Below are 18,168 nucleotides of genomic sequence, written 5' to 3'. Positions count from 1 at the left end.
TTCAGCCCTCCAGCCCGGCCAGGCCGCCGAGCCACCCGGTGCCGGTGCCGGCCAACCGGGTGTCGTCGACGAACATCCCGTCGCGCATAGAGACCAGCCGGTCCGCGGTGGCCGCGACCCGCTCGTCGTGCGTGACGATCACGAAGGTCTGCCCCGCCGAACGCAGCTCCTCGAAGATCCTGAGCACGTCGAGTGTCGCCGCGGTGTCGAGGTTGCCGGTCGGCTCGTCGGCCAGGACGACCAGAGGCTCGTTGACCAGGGCCCGGGCGATGGCGACCCGCTGACGTTGCCCGCCGGACAACTGCGAAGGCAGATGCCGGGCGCGGCCGGCGAGCCCGACCCGGTCCAGCAGAAGGCTCGCGCGTCGCCTGGCCTCCCGCCGCGAGCGCCCGGCCAGCAGCGCGGGCAACTCGACGTTCTCCGCCGCCGACAGCTCCTCCATCAGATGGAAGGCCTGGAAGACGAATCCCACCGACCGGCGCCGCAGCCGCGCCAGAGCCCGCTCGCTCAGGGTGTCGACGCGCCGCCCGGCCAGCCACACCTCCCCGCCGGTGGGCCTTTCCAGGCCGCCCAGCAGGTGCAGCAGGGTGGATTTTCCGCAGCCGCTCGGCCCCATCACCGCCAGCATCTCCCCCCGGGGCACCTCCAGGTCGACCTCGTCGACCGCGCGGACCCGGCCCTGCCCGTGACCATGCTGTTTCACCAGGCCGCGGGCGCTCACCACGTTCATGCATCCTCAACTTCGTCGTCGACCTTGGACCAGGCTCGCTCGCAGGCCGCCAACCAGCGCAGGTCCGCCTGCAGCCGAAGCACGACCCCTTCCAGCAGCAGGACGGCCGCCGAACCCTCCGGCTCGGCCAGAACCGCTCGCTGTGCCTCACGCATGCGGCGCAACAGCTCACGGCGCTGCGCCGCCACGAGTTCGACGGGATCGGCGAGCCGGGCCGCGGCCGCCGCGACGAGCTTGAGGTGGAACTCCGCCAGGTCCGGCTTCGGCCAGCTCACCTCGGACAGCCACGTGGCGACCCGCTGCTGCCCGGCCGGCGTCAGCGCATAGACCTTGCGCTCCGGCCGGTCGGGAAGACCGTCCGCCCGCTCGCAGACGACGAGCCCCGCCTTTTCCAGCCGGGCCAACGTCACATAGATCTGACCGGGATTCATCGACTCGCCCAGCGGGCCGAGACTCCGCTGCAGCCGCGCGCGCAGGTGGTACCCGTGCGACGGCTCTTTGGCGAGCATGGCCAGCACCGCGTCCTGCACTCCAACCCCCTAACGGTTGGCCATATAGGTAGCGGTTATCCATAAGAGGTGTCAACCGCGGCGATCCGCCGTACCGGTTGCGGCTCACCCAGGCTCATCCACGAGATCCCAGAAAAAAAATCGGCCGGCGATGTCGAGAACCCGCGTCCGGTTCCGTCCCCGGAGTGAACGCGACCACAATGGGTCACACGAGCACCAAGGAGAACCACGATGGCCAAGTACTTGCTGCTGAAGCACTACCGCGGCGCCCCGGCTGCGGTCAACGACGTGCCGATGGACCAGTGGAGCCCGGAGGAGATCTCGGCGCATGTGCAGTACATGAACGACTTCGCGGCTGGGCTGGAGAAGACCGGCGAGTTCGTCGACGGTCAGGCGCTCGCCCCCGAGGGGGCGTGGGTCCGCTACGACGGTGAGGGGCGCCCGCCGGTCACCGACGGACCGTTCGCGGAGACCAAGGACCTCATCGCCGGCTGGATGATCATCGACGTCGACAGCTACGAGCGCGCCGTCGAGCTGGCCGGGGAGCTGTCGGCCGCCCCAGGGGCGGGCGGCAAGCCGATCCACGAGTGGCTCGAGGTGCGCCCGTTCCTGGCCGAGCCGCCCACCATCACGGAGTGACGTCACCGATGGACGAGGTCCTGCTCAGGAGCCTCACTCCGAACGTGCTCACCGTCCTCGTCCGCCGCGGAGCCGACTTCGCGGCGGCCGAGGACGCCGTGCAGGACGCTCTGGTCGAGGCGCTCCGGGTCTGGGCGGCCGACCCGCCGCGGGACGCCAAGGGCTGGCTGGTCACCGTGGCCTGGCGCAAGTTCCTCGACACGACGCGCGCCGACGCCGCCCGCCGCCGGCGTGAGGACCGCGTCGAGGAGGAGCCGGCGCCCGGGACGGCGCCCGCGATGGACGACACGCTCCAGCTCTACTTCCTGTGCGCCCACCCGTCGCTGACCCCGGCGTCGGCGGTCGCGCTCACGCTGCGCGCCGTCGGCGGGCTGTCCACCCGCCAAATCGCCGAGGCCTACCTGGTGCCCGAGGCGACCATGGCGCAGCGCATCAGCCGGGCCAAGCGCACCGTCTCCGGTGTGCGCTTCGACCGGCCCGGCGACGTCGCCACCGTGCTGCGCGTCCTCTACCTCGTCTTCAACGAGGGCTACTCCGGCGACGTCGACCTCGCCGCCGAGGCCATCCGGCTCACCCGGCAGCTCGCGGCCCGCATCGACCACCCCGAGGTGGCCGGGCTGCTCGCCCTCATGCTGCTCCACCACGCCCGGCGTGCCGCCCGCACCGCGTCCGACGGCAGCCTGGTGCCGCTCGCCGAGCAGGACCGCGGCCGCTGGGACACCACGTTGATCGCCGAGGGCGTCGGGATCCTCCAGGCGGCCCTCGCCCGCGACCGGCTGGGCGAGTTCCAGGCCCAGGCCGCCATCGCGGCACTCCACGCCGACGCGCCCACCGCCGGGGAGACCGACTGGGTGCAGATCGTCGAGTGGTACGACGAGCTCACGCGCCTGACCGGCAGCCCGGTCGTACGGCTCAACCGCGCGGTCGCCGTCGGGGAGGCCGACGGACCGCGCGCCGGCCTGGCGGCGCTCGCGGCGCTGGACGCCTCACTGCCCCGCCACGCCGCGGTGGCGGCGTACCTCCACGAGCGCGACGGCGACCTGGCGACGGCGGCACGGCTGTACGCCGAGGCGGCCCACAAGGCACCCAACCTCGCCGAGCGCGACCACCTGACGCGCCAGGCCGCCCGGCTCAACGCCCGCCGAGGTCGCTGACGGGGCGCGCTCGGATTTCCCGCGGCACTGGGCGCGCCCCCGTGGCCGGAGCGGTCGCCTCGCAGGGAGTGGGCGGGTCAAGACCTCGACTACTCGCGCCCGATGCCCCCGCGTCAGGACCGGGCCCGGGGAAATCACGTTGCCCGGCGGAAAGTCCGTCGGGGAGCATGGGCGCCATGCGACGCCGTGAGCACGCAGGCCCCGTGGCGCTGCGCGCCATGCAGGACCTGGCCGTCCGGAGCTTCCCGGCGACCGGATACCGGCACATCGGCGACCTCACCTGGAACTGGTGCCTGGCCCTCGACCGGGCCGGGGAATGCCCGACGGCGATCTGGACAGAAGGCGACACGACCCTGGCCTGGGGCTGGCTGGATGTGTCCGGCGAGCTGATGCTGCAGGTCGACCCCGACCGCCCGGAACTGGCCGATGAGGTGCTCGACTGGGCCGAACGGACGGCCGGCGGCCCGTTGAGCACCGAGGTCGCCGAGACCGAACAGCACCTGGTCGCGGCGTTGGAGCGACGCGGCTACACCCGTGCCGCCGACGGGCCGTTCATGATGTGCCTTCGCCGTCCGCTCGTGGATCTGCCGGAGGCGCCCCACCTGCCGGACGGTTACACGATCCGGGCCCAGCGGGGCCACGCCGACGTGGCCGGCCGGGCAGCGGCCCACCGTGCCGCGTTCGGGTCGCCCCGGGTCACCGCCGGACGGCATGCCCGGATGAGGGACGCCTGGCCGTACCGGCCCGAGATGGACCTCGTCGTCGTATCACCTGCCGGCGAGGTCGCGGCCTACTGCCAGGGCTGGTACGACGAGGTAAATCGGGTCGGGGAGTTCGAACCGGTCGGCACGCATCCCCGCCACCGTCGACTCGGACTCGGCCGTGCCGCGTGCATCGCCGTGTTGCACGCCTTCGCGGCCGGCGGCGGTGAACGCGCCGTCGTCTACGCGCGCGGTGACGACGGATATCCCGTTCCCCTGCGGCTCTACACGTCGATGGGCTTCGGTGCGTACACGCGCACGCGCACCTACACGGCCCCGAAGCCCTGATTGTGTGAAAGCCTCGCCGGCCTTCTCGGGCCGGCAACTGAGAATGCGGCCGGCCGGACCTCCGTGCTCTCTCAGCCGGCGTGAAGGATCCGAAAGCGATCGGGGTCCGCCGGATCTCGATCGACGACGTGGATCGGCGGCCAAGCCCATTGCCAAACGCTGATGCCTGGCGTGCGGGAGAACTGGATCCGCCCGCGGGTGCCCTCGACGGCGACGCGCGGCCAGGATTCAGCTGTGCGCGCCCGGTCCGCGCCGTGAGAACGCAGCACGTCGGCGAGGACGACGACCGTGTCGTAGCCCTCGAAGGCGACGAAGGACGGCGCCTCGGCCAGCCGCTCACGGAGGGCCGTCTCGACTCGTGCACCGAGTGGGCTGAGGCGCTCGGGCAGGTAGCGCAAGAACGGGATCGCGGCGCCGTCGCCGCCCAGCGACGTCGCCCATTCGGCGAACTCCGGTTGCCCGGCCGGAGCACCGATCATGATCTCGGCGAGGCGCCGGTCGCGGCGGACGGACGTGACGATCGACACCGCCGGCTCCGGGTGGCCGACCAGAAGAAGGAGGGCCGTCGCGCGATTGTCGACGAGTTCGTCGCACACGGCCGCGGGGGTGAGCGCGCGCATGTCGAGTTCGATGACGGTGCCGCCGCGTGGAGTGATGTGGTCCCGCAGAACGCGGGCCCCGGACGCCCAGTAGACACTCGGCTCGGCTGCGACGGCGATTCGGCTGTGGCCCGCGCTGAGGAGGAAGTCCGCGTAGATCCGCCAGCCGTGGGACTGCGCCGGGGCGAGGCGGGCGACCCATTCCGTCGGCTGTTCGGTGAGCGCGTCGAGAACCGCCGACGAGCAGAGGAACGGCAGGCCGAGGGCGTCGGCCCTGGCGGCGGCGGCGCGAGCGACGACGCTGTGATACTCCCCCGCCAAGGCGGCCACGCCCAGGCGGGCCAATTCGTCCACGGCCGCCTCGGCCCTCTGTGGATCAGCCGCGGTGTCTCGGACCACCAGCTCGAGTGGTCTTCCGGCGATCCCGCCGGCGTCGTTGACTTCGCGGACGGCCAGCTCGAGTCCGGCGAGCAGGTGCCGGCCCGCCTCGGCCCAGCCAGGCCGGGTCAGCGGAACGAGAGCGCCGATCTGGACGGATGATCCGTCAGTCCGCTCCGCTCCAGGTGGCGATGGTGGAGTGTTCATGGGTTGGCGTCTCCCGTGTGACGTTTCGTTGTGCCCGGATCGCAGAGTGGTCAGAGATAGGAGACCGGGGCTACTGGTCGCGCAGCCGCAGTTCGGCGGTTATCGCCCTCTCGCGCAGCTCGGCCGCCTCCGCTCGGGCGGCCTCGAGCTGGGCACGCGCGTCAGCGAGCCGCGACCGCTCGAGCTCCAGCTCGGCCGCGATCCGTTCCCGCTGCGCACCGGCGGTGCGCAGCTCGCCGGCCAGCCGGTCCAGCTCATCGGCGGTCTGTGCCGCACGTGCGGTGGCCTGCTCGGCCTCGGTGGCGGCCCGGCCGGCGTCCACGACGGCCATCGCCCGCGCCGTCTCCGCCGTCTCCGCGCGTTCGATTGCCTGGTCGCGTTGTGCCGCCGCCGCCGCGACCGCGCGGTCACGCTCCGCCTCGGCTCGGGAGATCGCACGGTCCCGTTCGGCCTCCGCCGCCTGAGCCCGGGCCGCGGACGCGGCGCTCGACTGCTCGGCCTCGCGCCGGGCGCGCCGCGCCAGTTCGCTTTCCTGTCTGGCGCTCGCCGCGTCCGCCTCGGCGCGCTCCCGTTCCTTGCGTTCCTGTACGGCTTCCGCCTCGGCCTGCCGTACGTCGGCGGTCGCCTTCTCGACGCGCTCGGCGAGCTCGCGTGCGGCCTGGTCCCGGGCGGTCTCAGCCAGCTCGGTTCTGCGGTGGGCCTCCTCGGCCTCCTGCCTGGCCCGGCGCTCGGTGGCCGACGCCTCCCGGAGAGCCGCGAGCGCCTGCTCCCGTGCGGTCTCGGCGTCGGCGAACGCTCCGTCACGTTCGGAGTGGGCCTCCTCGGCCTGCATCCGGGCTTCCTCCGCTTCGCGCCTGGCCGCCTCGGCGGCCTCTCGCGCGAGGCGCACCTGGGCCAGCGCCTGCTCCCGCTCGGTATGCGCGAGGGCCACCCGGGTGTGGGCCTCGGCCTGCACGGCGCTGAGCTTCGCCTCCACACCGGCCGGGCTCAATTCCTCGGACAGGACCTGCGCGAGAGGCGCGATGGCCGCCGCGAGGCCGTTCTCCATCCGGTCGTAGAGATCCTCGACGCGGGCGAGCGCGCCCTCGAGACCCGGTGTGGATCGGCGCACCTCGCGTTGCCGCTTGGCCGCAGCCTGGCAGTCGCCGTCGGGGCAGTACTCCTTGGGTCTCCCCCGGCCTGCTCGCTGCTCGATGGCGGTGCCGCAGTGCTTGCACGTGGTCGTGGCGGGGGTCGGCGCTGGGGTCGTCACGACGCCGAATCTAGCGAATTTTCGAATTTCTGGAAATAGATATTCAGAAACGGTGATCTCTTGCTTCGGTGAGCGTGGCCGTCACTTGGGAGATGTTCAATTCCCGCAAGTTATCGGCCTGAGACCTTTCGAGCCGCAATGAAGACCCGTGCCGCGTGTGTTGAGCGCACCCGTTCTGACAGTGGAAACGCAGGGATTGTCAGTGAGCGCAGAGTTTTGTCAGTCACTCCCATGCACCGTTTCCCGGTGAATCTGCAGGTCAGGCCACTTCCCCGCCTGGGAGCCCTCACGCGGTGCACGGCTCGACTGGCGCGAGCCGGAGCGGTTCGTCGCCGGCGACGCGGGTGCCGACTCCGGTGAACTCAACGATCAGCACGTCACCGCTAGCGCTTTCTTGAACCAGTCGGGTACGGGTGTGGTGGTCATTTGCTCTCCAGGCGGCCGATCGCGTCGAGGCGTGCGAATGCGGACGTCGCCCTCGGCCAGGCCGAGGTGTCGGACGTGAGGGTGTCGCGCAGGAACGCCTAGCTCATTCGCTGGATCACGGCCACGCGTTCCGGGTCCTCGTCGGTGGTCTCGACGGTGTCGTAGCCGGTGATGCCGCCGAGCATGTGCTCGGCCCCGTGCAGGGTCAGCAGCGACTTCGGGCCGGGCGCTTGGTGGTAGCCGTCGGCGTGGTGGGCCGGTCCGCGGTCGGTGAGTTCGGGAGAGTCGTCCTTGTCGCCGACGATCACGAGCGTGGGCGTCGTCATCTCGTCGAACCGGGCGGTCCTCAGGGCGGTGAACCGCTTCGCCATGTCCGAGAGGTGATCGTCACCGGCGCCCGTTGAGGCCAACAGGACGCCTGCCTTGACCCGTTCGTCGAGGGCACGGACGGTGTGGCCGTCCTCCTCCACGCTCGCGCCGAGGAGCATGTCGCGCTCTGTCCGCCCATCGAGTGCCCGGCGACGGCGACCCGCTCGAGGCATCACCTGGCTGAATGCGGTGAACGACCAGGTCGCGGGCATCGGGCAGATGTCCGGCCTCGGGGAACATCGGTATAGCGGTTAACGCTAAGCCGGTGATCATGGCGTCTAGCACAGGTGGCAGGCCCGGCGGCGAGGTTCGACGGAAGATCCCTGATCGGCTCCGGGCGCCGCTAGCTTCTCGCCCATGCCAGTGGAGTTCCTGACCGACGAACAGGCGACGTCGTACGGCAAGTTCAATGAGGAGCCGAGGAGAGAGGTGGCATGACGATCGAGGGCGTCGTCCACCGGAAGTCCTGTGCTCAGCCGAGGGCGGGTTGGCCGCCCATGGCGCTGAGGGTGGCACCGTTGACGTAGCTGGCAGCGGGCGAGGCGAGGAAGGCGATGGGGCCGGCGATCTCCTCGGCCTCGGCGAGGCGCTTGAGTGCTACGGCTTGTCCGGCTGACTCGAAGGCTTCGCCGTAGGCGGCGGTGCCTTCGGTACGGGTTGGCCCGGCGGCGACGGCGTTAACGCGGACACCGGCAGGACCGTATTCGGCCGCCCAGACGCGCGTGAGGGATTCGAGGGCGGCCTTGGTGGCGCCGTAGATGCCGCTGCCGAGGCCGGGGGTGGTGGCTGCGCCGCTGCTGATGTTGATGACGGTGCCGTGTCCGCGTGCGGCCATGCCGGGGGCGAGGGCCTGGACGAGGAGGTAGGGGGCGCGCAGGTTGACGGCGATGTGGGCGTCGAAGGTGGCCGGGTCGGTGTCGGCGGTGCGGGCGAAGTGGAAGATGCCCGCGTTGTTGACCAGGATGTCGACGGTGCCGGCGGATTCGGCGAGTGCGGTCACCTGTGCCGGGTCGGACAGGTCGGCGGGCTCGAAGCGGGCGCTGGCTCCCAGCGCCTCGATCTGCTGGAGGGTGTCGGCGGCCCGGTTCTTGTCGCGGCCGTGGACGATGATGTCGGCGCCGCGAGCGGCCAGGGCCAGGGCAGCGGCGCGGCCGATGCCTGCGGTGGCACCGGTGACCAGGGCGGTCTGCTGGGCGAGATCCTTGATCATGATCGTGCTTCCCTGTCAGTGATGCGGGTGTTCAGCGGGTGCGCCGGGCGGTCAGGACGGTGTCGTGGACGATCACCGGTGTGCCGTCGGGTGTGGTGGCGGTGCGCGGGCGCGCGGTGCGGGTGATGACCGTCCACACATGGCCAGGGAGATCGGCTGCGAGGTCGTCGGCGGTGTAGAAGAGGCCGGGCTCGGGCGGGCGGGGCATGGCGGTGTCGAGGTCGCCGGGGTGGTGTCCGACGATCACCAGGTGCCCGTCGGGAGCGGCCCGGCCAGCCAGATGGCGTCCGCGCCCTCACCGCATCCCACCTCCAGTGCTGTCCCGGGCGCGAGGGACAAGACCTCTTCGACGAGCGCGGGGTTGGGCTCGCCGCTCCACACTTGGCTGGTGCTGCGGTAGCGCTGGTCCCAGAAGGCGGCGCTGAAGCGCGGGTCGTTCTCGGTCATCACACACTCTTTCGGACGGTGGGAAGCGGTCATGCGGGGGTGTCAGGGGCGGGGATGCGGCGCGCCCATATGCCGAAGAGAGCCAGGCCGGCCAGAGGGAAGGTCGCGGTGGCCAGGAGGGTCGTGCCCAGCCCGTGGTCCAGGCCGCCGGCAGCGGCCAGGATGCTGGTAAGGATGGCCAGGCCCATCGCGCCGCCGAGCTGCTGGAGGCCCTGGTTGAGGCCGGCTGCGGCACCGATGTGCTCGGCGGGGGCCTGGTGCATGATGACGGCGGTGACCGGCGCGAAGGTCGCGCCCGCACCCGCGCCGAGCAGGACCGAGGCCAGCAGCACCGGAAGGATCGAGGTGTCCGGGCCAGCGTCGGCGGCAACCAGTGCCATCCAGGCGATCCCCAGGACCAGGCCGGACAGACCGGCACTGCCGATGACGCGTTCGCCCCACCGCGGGAGCAGCCGTGGGGTGAGCTGGTTGGTGGCGATCAGCCCCAGGGTGAAGGGCAACAGCGCGAGGCCGGTCTGGATCGGGCTGAAGCCGAGAACCTGCTGGGTCAGCAGCGTGGTGAAGAACAGGAAGCCGACCTGACCGGCCGGGACGAGCAGCATCGCCAGAAGGGGCCCTGCACTGCGCATGGCGGAGAAGAACGCCAGCGGCATCACCGGGTGCGGATGCCTACGCTCACACACGACGAGCACCACCAGGGAGATCACTGCGACGGCGAACGAACCCAGGACCGAGGGACTCAACCACCCCTGGTCGGCGGCGGAGGTGAAGGCGAAGACCAGGGCCACCATCGCCACGATCGAGCCAGCAGCTCCCCCGAGGTCCAACGAGGTGCGCTGACGCGCCGTCTCGGGCAGGTTGCGCAGAGTGCCGAGCAGGGCCAGCACACCGATCGGGGCGTTGACGAACATCACCCACCGCCAGCCCAGCGTCTGCGTCAGCACTCCGCTCGCGAGCAGACCGACCGCCGCGCCGGCGCCGACGGCGAGAACGAACATCGCCATCGCACGCGAACGCTGCGGACCAGGAGCGGTAATCCCCATGAGGAGAACCATCACGCTGGGCGCGGCGACCGCAGCCCCTGCCCCTTGCAGAGCACGCGCGGCCACCAGGAGCCACGCCGAAGCGGCAAAGCCTCCGGCGAGCGAGGCGATCACGAAAACCGTCACTCCAAGGACGAGAGCCCGGCGCCGGCCGATCACTGAGCCGACCTTGCCGCTGAGCAGGATCAAGCCGCCGAAGGTCAGCGCATAGGCGGTGACAACCCAGGACAGACCGGCGCTGGAGAAGCCCATGGCTCGGCCGATGTCGGGCAGGGCCACATTCACAATGGAGGTGTCCACGACGAACATCAGCTGCGTCAGCACCAAGATTCCCACGGCCAGCGTCACCGAGCCGTGCCGAACGCTCACCATCGCCCCCGTCGGCGGCACCGGCAGGGTGTGGGGCGCACGCGTCGGCGCGGTGGGCGAGTTTCCCCTGATCATTACGCATCCCCTGTCCTCGTTCGCCCGTACATCGGGGCATCTGCCGCCACTATTGGTCCGCCAGACCCGATGCGCAAAGATCCTTGCTGCGGTGGCAAGATTGAGGCGTGGATGATGAGACCGCGTCGACGATGGCGGCCGTCGGCCCCCGCCTGAAGGGGCTGCGCACACAGCGCGACCTCTCGTTGACCTTCCTGGCCAACGCCACCGGGATCTCGCTGAGCACGCTGTCTCGACTGGAATCAGGTCAGCGCCGCCCCACCCTGGAACTGCTGCTTCCCCTGGCACGCGAGCTGCGCGTGGACATCAGCGAGCTCATCGGAGCTCCGCAGACCGGCGACCCGCGCCTGCATCTCAAACCCGTCACCCGCCACGGCATGACCATGCTGCCCCTCACCCGGCGGGCAGGAAGCCTCCAGGCCTACAAATTGATCATCTCTCCCAGAATGCGCTCGCCCGAGCCCGAGCAGTCCAGCCACGAGGGCTACGAATGGATCTACGTCCTCGACGGACGCCTCCGCCTGGTCCTGGGCGACAACGATCTGGTCATGGGGCCCGGTGAAGCCGCCGAATTCGACACCCGCACCCCCCACTGGTTCGGCAACGCCGACGACAACCCCGTCGAAATTCTCAGCCTCCTGGGCCACCAGGGAGAGCGCGCACACCTCCGCGCCCGAACGGTACGACCCCAGGACACCGCGACAGGTTCCGAGTGACACGACCGGAGCGCCCCCAGGCAGAGGGGGCTGAGAACTCGTACAGGCGGCTGCTCGCCGCCTGTCGAGAAACGATCGTTTGACGACAGGCAGCCGACGCGTCCGATGAACCCATGCAAAACGGGGGTCCGCGGCTTAACTGAATGCTCTTAGGCGTGTACGCATCGTCAGCATGTCTCCCCCTGTGGATCTTCCGGGTTTCTTATGGAACCGGCTTACTACCTGTGCCACGGCCCCCACCGGCAGCACCGTCGACGACCTCATCCGTATCGCCGGGGCGCGCTGGGCAATCGAAGAGTGCTTCCAGGCCGCCAAGAACGAGACCGGCCTCGACCACTACCAGGTCAGACGGTACGACGCCTGGCACCGCCACATCACCCTGGCCATGCTCGCTCGCGCCTACCTCGCCGTCACCGCAGCCACAGCCCCAAAAGCAGCCGCGGCCTGGTCCGCCTCACGCCAGCGGAGATCCGCCGTCTCCTGGCACACCTGACCCACGCCATCTCCCGACCACTGGACTTGGCCCTCGCCTGGTCACACCGCAGATGCCAGCACCAGACACGCGCCCGCAGCAGCCACTACTGGAAACGCTGGCTCAGACATCACGAAATCAAGCTGTAGTACTAGATCCCCGGCTCTGAGCGGACCCCCGGCCCTGGGCGGGGCTGTGGCGAAACTCTTACGTCTCCGCACCGTATAGCCGTAATGTCACGACAAAGCCTGGTTAAAGGTTAAATAACTGCAGGTAGGCGCGACTATTCTGGCAAATTCTGGAAGCGAACTCGTCCCCCACCAGAGATGGGTGATGGCATGAAAGCAACCAGCAGCGTCCGTGGAGGGACGACCCCAGCGGTCGCCGTCGTCGACGGCGCCGGCACGGTGATCGGCTGGACCCAGGCCGCCGAGGAGCTCACCGGCTACCCCGCCGCCGACATCCTCGGCCGCCCCATCGGTTCGCTCCTCCCGCCCGACGGCCACGACCGCGACGGTGAACGGCCCGGCGCGCACCTGCCCCGGACGGGATTGATGGAGATGCTGCGGCGGGACGGCGAGGTGGTCATCGTGCGCGCCGAGGCCGCCCCGCTCACTCTGGGCGACGACGCCGGGAGCCGGCAGGAATCCTGGCTGGTGTCGGCGATCCCGGCCGCCATCGACCTGTCCACCGGCACCGGCGCCCTGCTGGAGTCGCTCATCAGCAGCTTCCCCGTCGCCATGGCCATCTGGGACAAGAACCTGCGCTGCGTCTGGTTCAACGAGGCGGCCGAGCAGCTCAGCGACGGCTACCCGTACTACCGGATCGGCCGCTCCCTGACCGAGGTCATCGCGGGGATCGACACGGAAGCGGTGCAGGACGCGATGCGCGAGGTGCTCGCCGACAGCCGGCCCACGATCGACCGTGAGGCCCGCTGGTTCCACGGGAGTCAGGAGCGCGCGCTGTCCATCTCGCTGTTGCCTTTGGAGGGCGCGGACGGCCGGCCGCTGGGCGTGTGCTCGGTGGCCCTGGATTTCAGCAACAGCAAGGCGCGGGATCACCTCGGCCTGCTGCGCGAGGCCAGCGTCCGGCTCGGCAGCACGCTGGACGTCATGAAAACCGCGCAGGAGCTGGCCGAACTGTCCATTCCGGTCGTCGCCGACTACGTGACCGTCGATTTGCCGGAGGCGATGCTGCCCGGCACAGAGCCGCTGCAGCGGCTGGCCGTGACTAGCAGCCCCGGCTTCCGGCGGGCCGGCGTGGCCTCGGTGCACGACGGGGCGCCCGAGTCGCTCTGGGAGCGCACGGAGACCGTGTTCGTGCCACCGCGATCCCTGTTCACGGAGGTCCTGCACTCGCGCCGGCCGCACTTCGAGCCCGTGCTGGACACTTCGCCCGGTACCTGGCTGGATCTGGACCCCGACCGGGCGGGGCCCGTCCACGCCATCGGCATGCACTCGCTGATCGTCATTCCGCTGGAGGCGCGCGGCGACGTGCTCGGCGTCGCGACGTTCGCGCGCACCTCCAACCCCGCGCCGTTCACCAGGGACGACCTGCTGCTGGCCGAGGAACTGGTCACGCGGGCCGCGCTGAGCCTGGACAACGCACGCCAGTACACGATCGTGAACCACAACCTGGAGCTGCTTGAGGCGGCCGTGCAGCGCGAGCGGCGCTTCACCTCCGACGCCTCGCACGACCTGCGCACCCCGATCACCGGCGTCCGCCTGCGCCTGGAGGAAGCGCTGATGGACCCGGACGCGGTCGACTGGCCGTGCATGGCCAAAGACCTGCTCAACGACGTCGAACGCCAGCAGGCGATCGCCGAGGACATCCTCATCCTGGCCCGCCTGGACGCCGACCGACCGGCGCAGCGCCAGCGCACCGATCTGGCTGAGTTCGTCCGCACCGAGCTGCAGCACCGCACTCCGGGCCGCGTCCCGATCCGCACCGACCTGGCGCCGGGCGTGTTCGTCTCCGGCGACCGGCTGCTGCTGTCCAGGCTCTTGACCAACCTTCTGAACAACGCTCAGCGCCACGCCGCCACCGGCGTCACCGTTGTCGTCCGGGCCGAGGACGACACCGCAGTTTTGGTGGTCTTCGACGACGGCGCCGGTGTCGCTCCCGACCACCGCGAGCTCATCTTCGAACGCTTCGCCCGGCTGCCGGAATCACGCGCCCGCGATCCGAAAGGCACCGGCCTCGGCCTGGCCATCAGCCGCGAGATCGCCCACGCCCACCAAGGAACCCTGACGGTCGAGGACCCGGGCCAAGGAACGTGTCTGGTACTGCGCATGTCCCTGCTGGCCTGATCGCCGGGCTCGGGTGGCTCTGCACAGAACCAGAGCACAGGCGCGGGACTTCGGACATGCGTGCACCTCGACAAGTTCACCGACCCAGAAGGCGACGCGCTGATCTTCACCGGAGCCCGCGGCGGCATCCTGCGGCGCAGCAACTTCCGGCGTGCTGCCAAGTGGGACGAGAACACAAGGAAGATCGGCTTCCTCGGTCTCCACTTCCATGATCTCCGGCACACGGGCAACACGATCGCGGCCGGCTCCGGCGCCACTGGATCGGCTTGCCGGACGCTCGCGCAACTATGCCGGAGGCTGCAGCATTCCACGTCCAGACTCCGGTTCCTACCGTAGGGGTCATGACACTTATCAGCACTCCGTTCAACGCCAAGGCCACGGCTGCGGAGGTCCTCGCTGGCGTCGACCTCACCGGGCGACGGATCATCGTCACCGGCGGTGCCTCCGGGATCGGCCTGGAGACCGTCCGGGCTCTGCGGGGCGCGGGGGCCGAGGTTACCGTGGCGACGCGCAACCCCGCCAGCGGCGAGCGGGCCCTGGACTTGAGCGACCTCGGCTCGGTGCGCGCATTTGTGGCCGGCTGGTCCGGGCCGGTGCACGCGATCGTCGCGAACGCCGGGATCATGGCGGTACCCACCCGCCAGGTCGCCGCCAACGGCTGGGAGCTGCAGTTGGCGACGAACTTCCTCGGTCATTTCGCGCTGGTGACCGGCCTGTACGAGAACCTGCGGCAGGCTGGCGACGCGCGGGTGGTCACGGTGAGTTCCGGCGCTCATCTGGGCGTGCCGTTCGACTTCGACGACCCGCACTTCGAGCGACGCCCGTACGACCCATGGGCCGCGTACGGGCAGTCGAAGACGGCCGAAGTCCTGCTCGTCGTCGGCGTGGCCCGGCGCTGGGCCGCCGACGGCGTCACCGCGAATTCGCTGAGCCCCGGCTACATCCACACCAACCTGCAGCGGCATCTCGACGATGCAACCATGCGGGCGTTTGGCGCGATGGACGATGAGGGAAACCTCCTGACCCCGGACTACTACAAGACCCCGGAGCAGGGCGCTGCCACCTCGGTGCTGCTTGCCGCGTCGCCGCTGCTCGACGGTGTGACCGGCCGCTACTTCTTGGACAACCAGGAAGAAGGGGTAGTGCCGGGCGGCCCGGACGCGACCGGCGGCGTAGCGGACTGGGCGGTCGACCCGGCCGTTGCCGACCGCCTCTGGGACTACGCGCTCAAAGCAACGCTCAACGGATGATCACCAGCCAGTGAGCCCACGTCGCGCCCGGCTCATCGCGGTGTCCGGGCTGGCCATAGTTGCTAGTCACCCCTCGCTGGTGCAGGGGTCGTCGCAGCCGTCCCACGCCACGGCGCCGGCGACGGCGCAGGACCGGCACGGGCAGCCCGGTCCGCCCCTCACCGCCCTGCCTCCCATCATCAACGACGCGAACCCTGACGACGGCGCGCGTTGATGTAAACCAAGAGCACGGGCAGGATCACCACCACGATCACGAAGACACCTACTAGCGCGAGCTCCATACCTCCATAGGACTCAACGAGCCCCCCGGTCGATACCACCGCAGGGCAATATTCGCGTTGGGCGCCGGGATCCAGGTCGTCACCCCGCGGGCCGCCATATGGGCCATGCCGGACGCGTAGCGGTTATTGACCCTCTACCAGTAGCCGTCGCGGTGCAGCGTGACGCTGCAATAAGGGCATTACGCCTTCTTGGTTTTGCTCATACAAAAGGCCGAACTGCAATCTGGTATCAAGGTGCCATTCCCGGCAGTCACATTCAGCTGACCTGGGAGGTGAATCATGGAGTTGCTGAACGTCACAGTCGAGCCCGCTCACCAACAGGTCACCGTCCGGGTGCGCGGCGAGATCGACATAGCCACCGCCGACCACCTACAGCACATCCTTGACGCAGCCCTTCAAGAGGCGCAGGTCTCACGGCTGGAGGTGGACATGAGCGGAGTACGTTTCATGGATTGCTCAGGCCTCCGGGCGTTGCTGCACGCCAAGGAGCGGCTGGAAAAGGACGGCGGCACGATAACCCTGGTGAATCTGACACCACAGGTCGATCGTGTGCTGTCGATCCTCGGCTTCGACCATTCCCTCAGCCACAATCTGCTCGACTCCAAAGCCTGAAGGGCTGCGATGCGCACGATTGGAGGACGGCCCCCGCCGACGGCGCATCGTCAAGAAGGCAAACGTGGCCTGACACGGCACTGGCACCGTGCGCTCGATCGCGGGAGACGGGTCCGTGCCGTCAGGGCTCGTTCGGCGCCCTGACGGACCCGCTCGGTGTCATGTCCTGCAGGCCCACCACCCGCAGGAGTCGGAGTCGTTCGTGGGATTCCGTGCCCGGGCGAGCCGTGTGGAGGACGAGGAGATGGTGGCTCTCGTCGTTGAGGAGGATTTCGCAGTCCAGTTCCAGGAGGCCGACCACGGGGTGCCGGAAGCGTTTCGTGGTCGCTCGGCGTACCGCCACCTCGTGTTCGTCCCAGAGAGTCGCGAACTCGGCACTGGCTGTGCGCAATTCGGCAACCAGGGCGGCGGGCGCGGGGTCGGCCGGGCGGGATGCCGCCACCGCGCGCAGGTTCGCCACATGCACGCGCGCGTGCTCCTCGCGGTCTTCCGGAGGGACGATTTCGCGCGCCGTCGGGTCGAGGAAGTAGCGGCGGAGCAGGTTGCGGTCCCTCGGCGGGCGGGCCGAGGCGTCGCCGGAGAGTGCCTTCGACAGCGCGTTCTGCGCCAGGACATCGCCCAGGTCGGTGACCACCGAGGCGGGCGCGTCATACAGGCGGTCCAGGACGAGGAGGAGGCCGGGGCGGACGTGGCCGGACGGGACCTCGTGGCGTGGCGGCTCCTCGTCAGCCAGGTGGAACAAGTGGGCCCGTTCGTCGCCCGTCAGACGCAGGGCGCGGGCCAACGCCGTCAGCATCTGACGAGACGGGTGTGGGCCCCGGGACTGTTCGAGGCGCGTGTAGTAGTCGGTCGACATGCCGGCCAGCGATGCCACCTCCTCGCGCCGCAGACCCAGGGTGCGCCGCCGGGGGCCGGCCACCAGACCCACGTCTGAGGGGTGGAGGCGGGTGCGTGCGCGGCGCAGGAAGTCGGCGAGTTCGGCGCGGTTCACCCCTCCAGGGTGGCCCCGATCGCCCGGCGGATCCAGGGACTGACGGTCCCATGATCGGAAGGTCTCTCCCGTTCATCCCGGTCCGACCCCACAGTAGTGGCGCCAGACCGTGGAGCATCAGATCGTGAGGAGATACACCATGTTGACACTGGTGACGGGTACGACGGGGCAGGTCGGGCGGCGCTTCGTGCCGCGGCTGCTGGCGCAGACCCAGGCGGAGGAGCGGGTGCGGGTCCTGGTACGCGACGCGGCGCGCGCGGAGCGGTTCGCGGAACTGGGTGCCGAGGTCATGCTCGGTGATCTGCGGGACGAGGAGGCCCTCGGCAAGGCGGTGGCCGGGGTGGACGCGGTCGTGAACGTCGCCGCGTCCTTCCGCGGAGTGCCGGACGAGGAGGCGTGGGCCGTCAACCGTGATGCGGCGGTCGGGTTGGGACGGGCCGCGCTGGCCTCCGGCGTGCGGCGATTCGTGCAGGTCAGCACCGGGAACGTGTACGGCTCGGGGCGAGGCCGTCCGATGACCGAGGACGACGAGAGCCGGCCCGGCGGCGAGCTGTGGGGCGCCTACCCGGAGTCCAAGGCGGCCGCCGAGCGGGAGTTGCTGGCACTGGAGGGAATGGAGGTGCGCATCGGCCGGCTGCCCTTTGTCTACGGCGACGGCGACCCGCATCTCGCCCAGTCGCTGCGCTGGGCCGCGAACTGGGCACCCGCCCAGCGGCTGCAGATGGCTCATCACGTCGATATCGCCCAGGGGCTGATGCGCCTCCTGTACTCACCGGCGGTGACAAGCCCCATCTACAACATCGCCGACGACTCACCCGTCACAGCGGTTGAGCTGCACCAACTCAACCGCGTCGAGGTGCCCGCCGACATGCACACCCGGACCGACCCCGACCCGTGGTTCGGGATCATGTCCACCCAGCGGATCCGCCGGGACCTCGGCTTCCGGCCCATCTATCCAAGCGTCTGGGCCGCCCGGGACGCCGGAGCCCTCTGACAGCCAGTGCCCGGCAGGCAACGTTTGCTCCATCGTCTGGCGAGCCAGGTGATAGGGCAAACGTTGTCTGACGCGGCACTAGTGTGC

General features: G+C 70.0%; 20 protein-coding genes and 1 pseudogene. 11 read left to right on the top strand and 10 right to left on the bottom strand.

The window, feature by feature from the left end; genetic code table 11:
- Position 1: 1 nt before the first annotated feature.
- On the bottom strand, positions 2 to 730 hold the full coding sequence (locus Pka01_RS32555; RefSeq protein WP_203886793.1) for an ABC transporter ATP-binding protein: 729 nt from the start codon (positions 728 to 730) through the stop codon (positions 2 to 4).
- Entirely contained in the window at positions 727 to 1,260 is a 534-nt protein-coding gene (locus Pka01_RS32550) for a PadR family transcriptional regulator (protein WP_203886792.1), read from the bottom strand. The genes Pka01_RS32555 and Pka01_RS32550 overlap by 4 nt, the downstream gene beginning before the upstream one ends.
- A gap of 210 nt (positions 1,261 to 1,470) precedes the next feature.
- Between Pka01_RS32550 and Pka01_RS32545 the strand changes: the two genes are divergently transcribed.
- The 3 genes from Pka01_RS32545 to Pka01_RS32535 all read left to right on the top strand — a co-directional run bounded on the left by Pka01_RS32545 (position 1,471) and on the right by Pka01_RS32535 (position 4,081).
- Complete coding sequence (locus Pka01_RS32545) at positions 1,471 to 1,878, top strand: YciI family protein (protein WP_203886791.1); 408 nt, start codon at positions 1,471 to 1,473, stop codon at positions 1,876 to 1,878.
- An 8-nt stretch (positions 1,879 to 1,886) separates the two neighbouring features.
- Complete coding sequence (locus tag Pka01_RS32540) at positions 1,887 to 3,032, top strand: RNA polymerase sigma factor (protein ID WP_203886892.1); 1,146 nt, start codon at positions 1,887 to 1,889, stop codon at positions 3,030 to 3,032.
- A gap of 176 nt (positions 3,033 to 3,208) precedes the next feature.
- Positions 3,209 to 4,081: a GNAT family N-acetyltransferase gene (locus Pka01_RS32535; RefSeq protein ID WP_203886790.1), complete on the top strand. Its 873-nt coding sequence runs from the start codon at positions 3,209 to 3,211 to the stop codon at positions 4,079 to 4,081.
- A 71-nt stretch (positions 4,082 to 4,152) separates the two neighbouring features.
- On the opposite strand, the gene Pka01_RS32530 is transcribed toward Pka01_RS32535, so the two are convergent.
- The 7 genes from Pka01_RS32530 to Pka01_RS32505 form a co-directional block, all read right to left on the bottom strand.
- Positions 4,153 to 5,265 carry an ABC transporter substrate-binding protein gene (locus Pka01_RS32530; RefSeq protein WP_203886789.1) on the bottom strand — a complete coding sequence of 371 codons (1,113 nt, stop codon included), beginning with the start codon at positions 5,263 to 5,265 and terminating at the stop codon, positions 4,153 to 4,155.
- A gap of 70 nt (positions 5,266 to 5,335) precedes the next feature.
- Complete coding sequence (locus Pka01_RS32525) at positions 5,336 to 6,517, bottom strand: coiled-coil domain-containing protein (RefSeq protein WP_203886788.1); 1,182 nt, start codon at positions 6,515 to 6,517, stop codon at positions 5,336 to 5,338.
- A 524-nt stretch (positions 6,518 to 7,041) separates the two neighbouring features.
- Positions 7,042 to 7,431: an alpha/beta hydrolase gene (locus tag Pka01_RS32520; protein WP_203886787.1), complete on the bottom strand. Its 390-nt coding sequence runs from the start codon at positions 7,429 to 7,431 to the stop codon at positions 7,042 to 7,044.
- Between the two features lie 353 nt (positions 7,432 to 7,784).
- Positions 7,785 to 8,522, bottom strand: a complete 738-nt coding sequence (locus tag Pka01_RS32515; protein WP_203886786.1) for an SDR family NAD(P)-dependent oxidoreductase — start codon at positions 8,520 to 8,522, stop codon at positions 7,785 to 7,787.
- A 31-nt stretch (positions 8,523 to 8,553) separates the two neighbouring features.
- Positions 8,554 to 8,769 carry a hypothetical protein gene (locus Pka01_RS40975; protein WP_239115702.1) on the bottom strand — a complete coding sequence of 72 codons (216 nt, stop codon included), beginning with the start codon at positions 8,767 to 8,769 and terminating at the stop codon, positions 8,554 to 8,556.
- The gene (locus tag Pka01_RS40970) at positions 8,766 to 8,969 is read right to left on the bottom strand and encodes a class I SAM-dependent methyltransferase (protein ID WP_239115700.1); all 204 of its coding nucleotides are present in this window, start codon (positions 8,967 to 8,969) and stop codon (positions 8,766 to 8,768) included. Before Pka01_RS40970 ends, Pka01_RS40975 begins: the two co-directional genes overlap by 4 nt.
- 29 nt (positions 8,970 to 8,998) lie before the next feature.
- Positions 8,999 to 10,456, bottom strand: a complete 1,458-nt coding sequence (locus Pka01_RS32505; protein WP_203886785.1) for an MFS transporter — start codon at positions 10,454 to 10,456, stop codon at positions 8,999 to 9,001.
- A 107-nt stretch (positions 10,457 to 10,563) separates the two neighbouring features.
- Here Pka01_RS32505 and Pka01_RS32500 point away from each other — a divergent pair, with 107 nt between their 5' ends.
- The 7 genes and pseudogenes from Pka01_RS32500 to Pka01_RS32470 all read left to right on the top strand — a co-directional run bounded on the left by Pka01_RS32500 (position 10,564) and on the right by Pka01_RS32470 (position 16,096).
- Positions 10,564 to 11,172 carry a helix-turn-helix domain-containing protein gene (locus Pka01_RS32500; RefSeq protein ID WP_373318205.1) on the top strand — a complete coding sequence of 203 codons (609 nt, stop codon included), beginning with the start codon at positions 10,564 to 10,566 and terminating at the stop codon, positions 11,170 to 11,172.
- A gap of 207 nt (positions 11,173 to 11,379) precedes the next feature.
- A pseudogene (locus tag Pka01_RS40965) lies at positions 11,380 to 11,665 on the top strand (IS701 family transposase); the annotation flags it as partial.
- 317 nt (positions 11,666 to 11,982) lie between these two features.
- On the top strand, positions 11,983 to 13,953 hold the full coding sequence (locus Pka01_RS32490) for a sensor histidine kinase (RefSeq protein ID WP_203886784.1): 1,971 nt from the start codon (positions 11,983 to 11,985) through the stop codon (positions 13,951 to 13,953).
- Between the two features lie 60 nt (positions 13,954 to 14,013).
- A complete protein-coding gene (locus Pka01_RS32485) occupies positions 14,014 to 14,289 on the top strand; it encodes a hypothetical protein (RefSeq protein ID WP_203886783.1) in 276 nt (91 codons plus the stop codon).
- A gap of 5 nt (positions 14,290 to 14,294) precedes the next feature.
- On the top strand, positions 14,295 to 15,203 hold the full coding sequence (locus Pka01_RS32480) for an SDR family NAD(P)-dependent oxidoreductase (protein ID WP_203886782.1): 909 nt from the start codon (positions 14,295 to 14,297) through the stop codon (positions 15,201 to 15,203).
- Positions 15,204 to 15,213: 10 nt separating this feature from the next.
- A complete protein-coding gene (locus Pka01_RS32475; protein WP_203886781.1) occupies positions 15,214 to 15,417 on the top strand; it encodes a hypothetical protein in 204 nt (67 codons plus the stop codon).
- A gap of 346 nt (positions 15,418 to 15,763) precedes the next feature.
- Positions 15,764 to 16,096 carry an STAS domain-containing protein gene (locus Pka01_RS32470; protein WP_203886780.1) on the top strand — a complete coding sequence of 111 codons (333 nt, stop codon included), beginning with the start codon at positions 15,764 to 15,766 and terminating at the stop codon, positions 16,094 to 16,096.
- Positions 16,097 to 16,217: 121 nt separating this feature from the next.
- Here the strand turns inward: Pka01_RS32470 and Pka01_RS32465 are convergent, their stop codons facing one another.
- Entirely contained in the window at positions 16,218 to 17,087 is an 870-nt protein-coding gene (locus Pka01_RS32465; protein ID WP_203886779.1) for a helix-turn-helix transcriptional regulator, read from the bottom strand.
- A 139-nt stretch (positions 17,088 to 17,226) separates the two neighbouring features.
- Between Pka01_RS32465 and Pka01_RS32460 the strand changes: the two genes are divergently transcribed.
- Complete coding sequence (locus Pka01_RS32460) at positions 17,227 to 18,081, top strand: NAD-dependent epimerase/dehydratase family protein (protein ID WP_203886778.1); 855 nt, start codon at positions 17,227 to 17,229, stop codon at positions 18,079 to 18,081.
- Positions 18,082 to 18,168: the final 87 nt, after the last annotated feature.

Source organism: Planotetraspora kaengkrachanensis (genome assembly GCF_016862895.1).
Lineage (GTDB): Bacteria > Actinomycetota > Actinomycetes > Streptosporangiales > Streptosporangiaceae > Planotetraspora > Planotetraspora kaengkrachanensis.
The sequence above is the reverse complement of the archived record's forward strand: the minus strand, read 5'-3'. Positions and strand labels throughout refer to the sequence as shown.

What these genes read in the sequence shown, in the direction of transcription:
- Pka01_RS32555 (WP_203886793.1), bottom strand. Translation starts at nt 730, where the DNA reads ATGAACGTGGTGAGCGCCCGCGGCCTGGTGAAACAGCATGGTCACGGG.
- Pka01_RS32545 (WP_203886791.1), top strand. Translation starts at nt 1,471, where the DNA reads ATGGCCAAGTACTTGCTGCTGAAGCACTACCGCGGCGCCCCGGCTGCG.
- Pka01_RS32540 (WP_203886892.1), top strand. Translation starts at nt 1,887, where the DNA reads ATGGACGAGGTCCTGCTCAGGAGCCTCACTCCGAACGTGCTCACCGTC.
- Pka01_RS32535 (WP_203886790.1), top strand. Translation starts at nt 3,209, where the DNA reads ATGCGACGCCGTGAGCACGCAGGCCCCGTGGCGCTGCGCGCCATGCAG.
- Pka01_RS32530 (WP_203886789.1), bottom strand. Translation starts at nt 5,265, where the DNA reads ATGAACACTCCACCATCGCCACCTGGAGCGGAGCGGACTGACGGATCA.
- Pka01_RS32520 (WP_203886787.1), bottom strand. Translation starts at nt 7,431, where the DNA reads ATGCTCCTCGGCGCGAGCGTGGAGGAGGACGGCCACACCGTCCGTGCC.
- Pka01_RS32515 (WP_203886786.1), bottom strand. Translation starts at nt 8,522, where the DNA reads ATGATCAAGGATCTCGCCCAGCAGACCGCCCTGGTCACCGGTGCCACC.
- Pka01_RS40970 (WP_239115700.1), bottom strand. Translation starts at nt 8,969, where the DNA reads ATGACCGAGAACGACCCGCGCTTCAGCGCCGCCTTCTGGGACCAGCGC.
- Pka01_RS32505 (WP_203886785.1), bottom strand. Translation starts at nt 10,456, where the DNA reads ATGATCAGGGGAAACTCGCCCACCGCGCCGACGCGTGCGCCCCACACC.
- Pka01_RS32490 (WP_203886784.1), top strand. Translation starts at nt 11,983, where the DNA reads ATGAAAGCAACCAGCAGCGTCCGTGGAGGGACGACCCCAGCGGTCGCC.
- Pka01_RS32480 (WP_203886782.1), top strand. Translation starts at nt 14,295, where the DNA reads ATGACACTTATCAGCACTCCGTTCAACGCCAAGGCCACGGCTGCGGAG.
- Pka01_RS32470 (WP_203886780.1), top strand. Translation starts at nt 15,764, where the DNA reads ATGGAGTTGCTGAACGTCACAGTCGAGCCCGCTCACCAACAGGTCACC.
- Pka01_RS32460 (WP_203886778.1), top strand. Translation starts at nt 17,227, where the DNA reads ATGTTGACACTGGTGACGGGTACGACGGGGCAGGTCGGGCGGCGCTTC.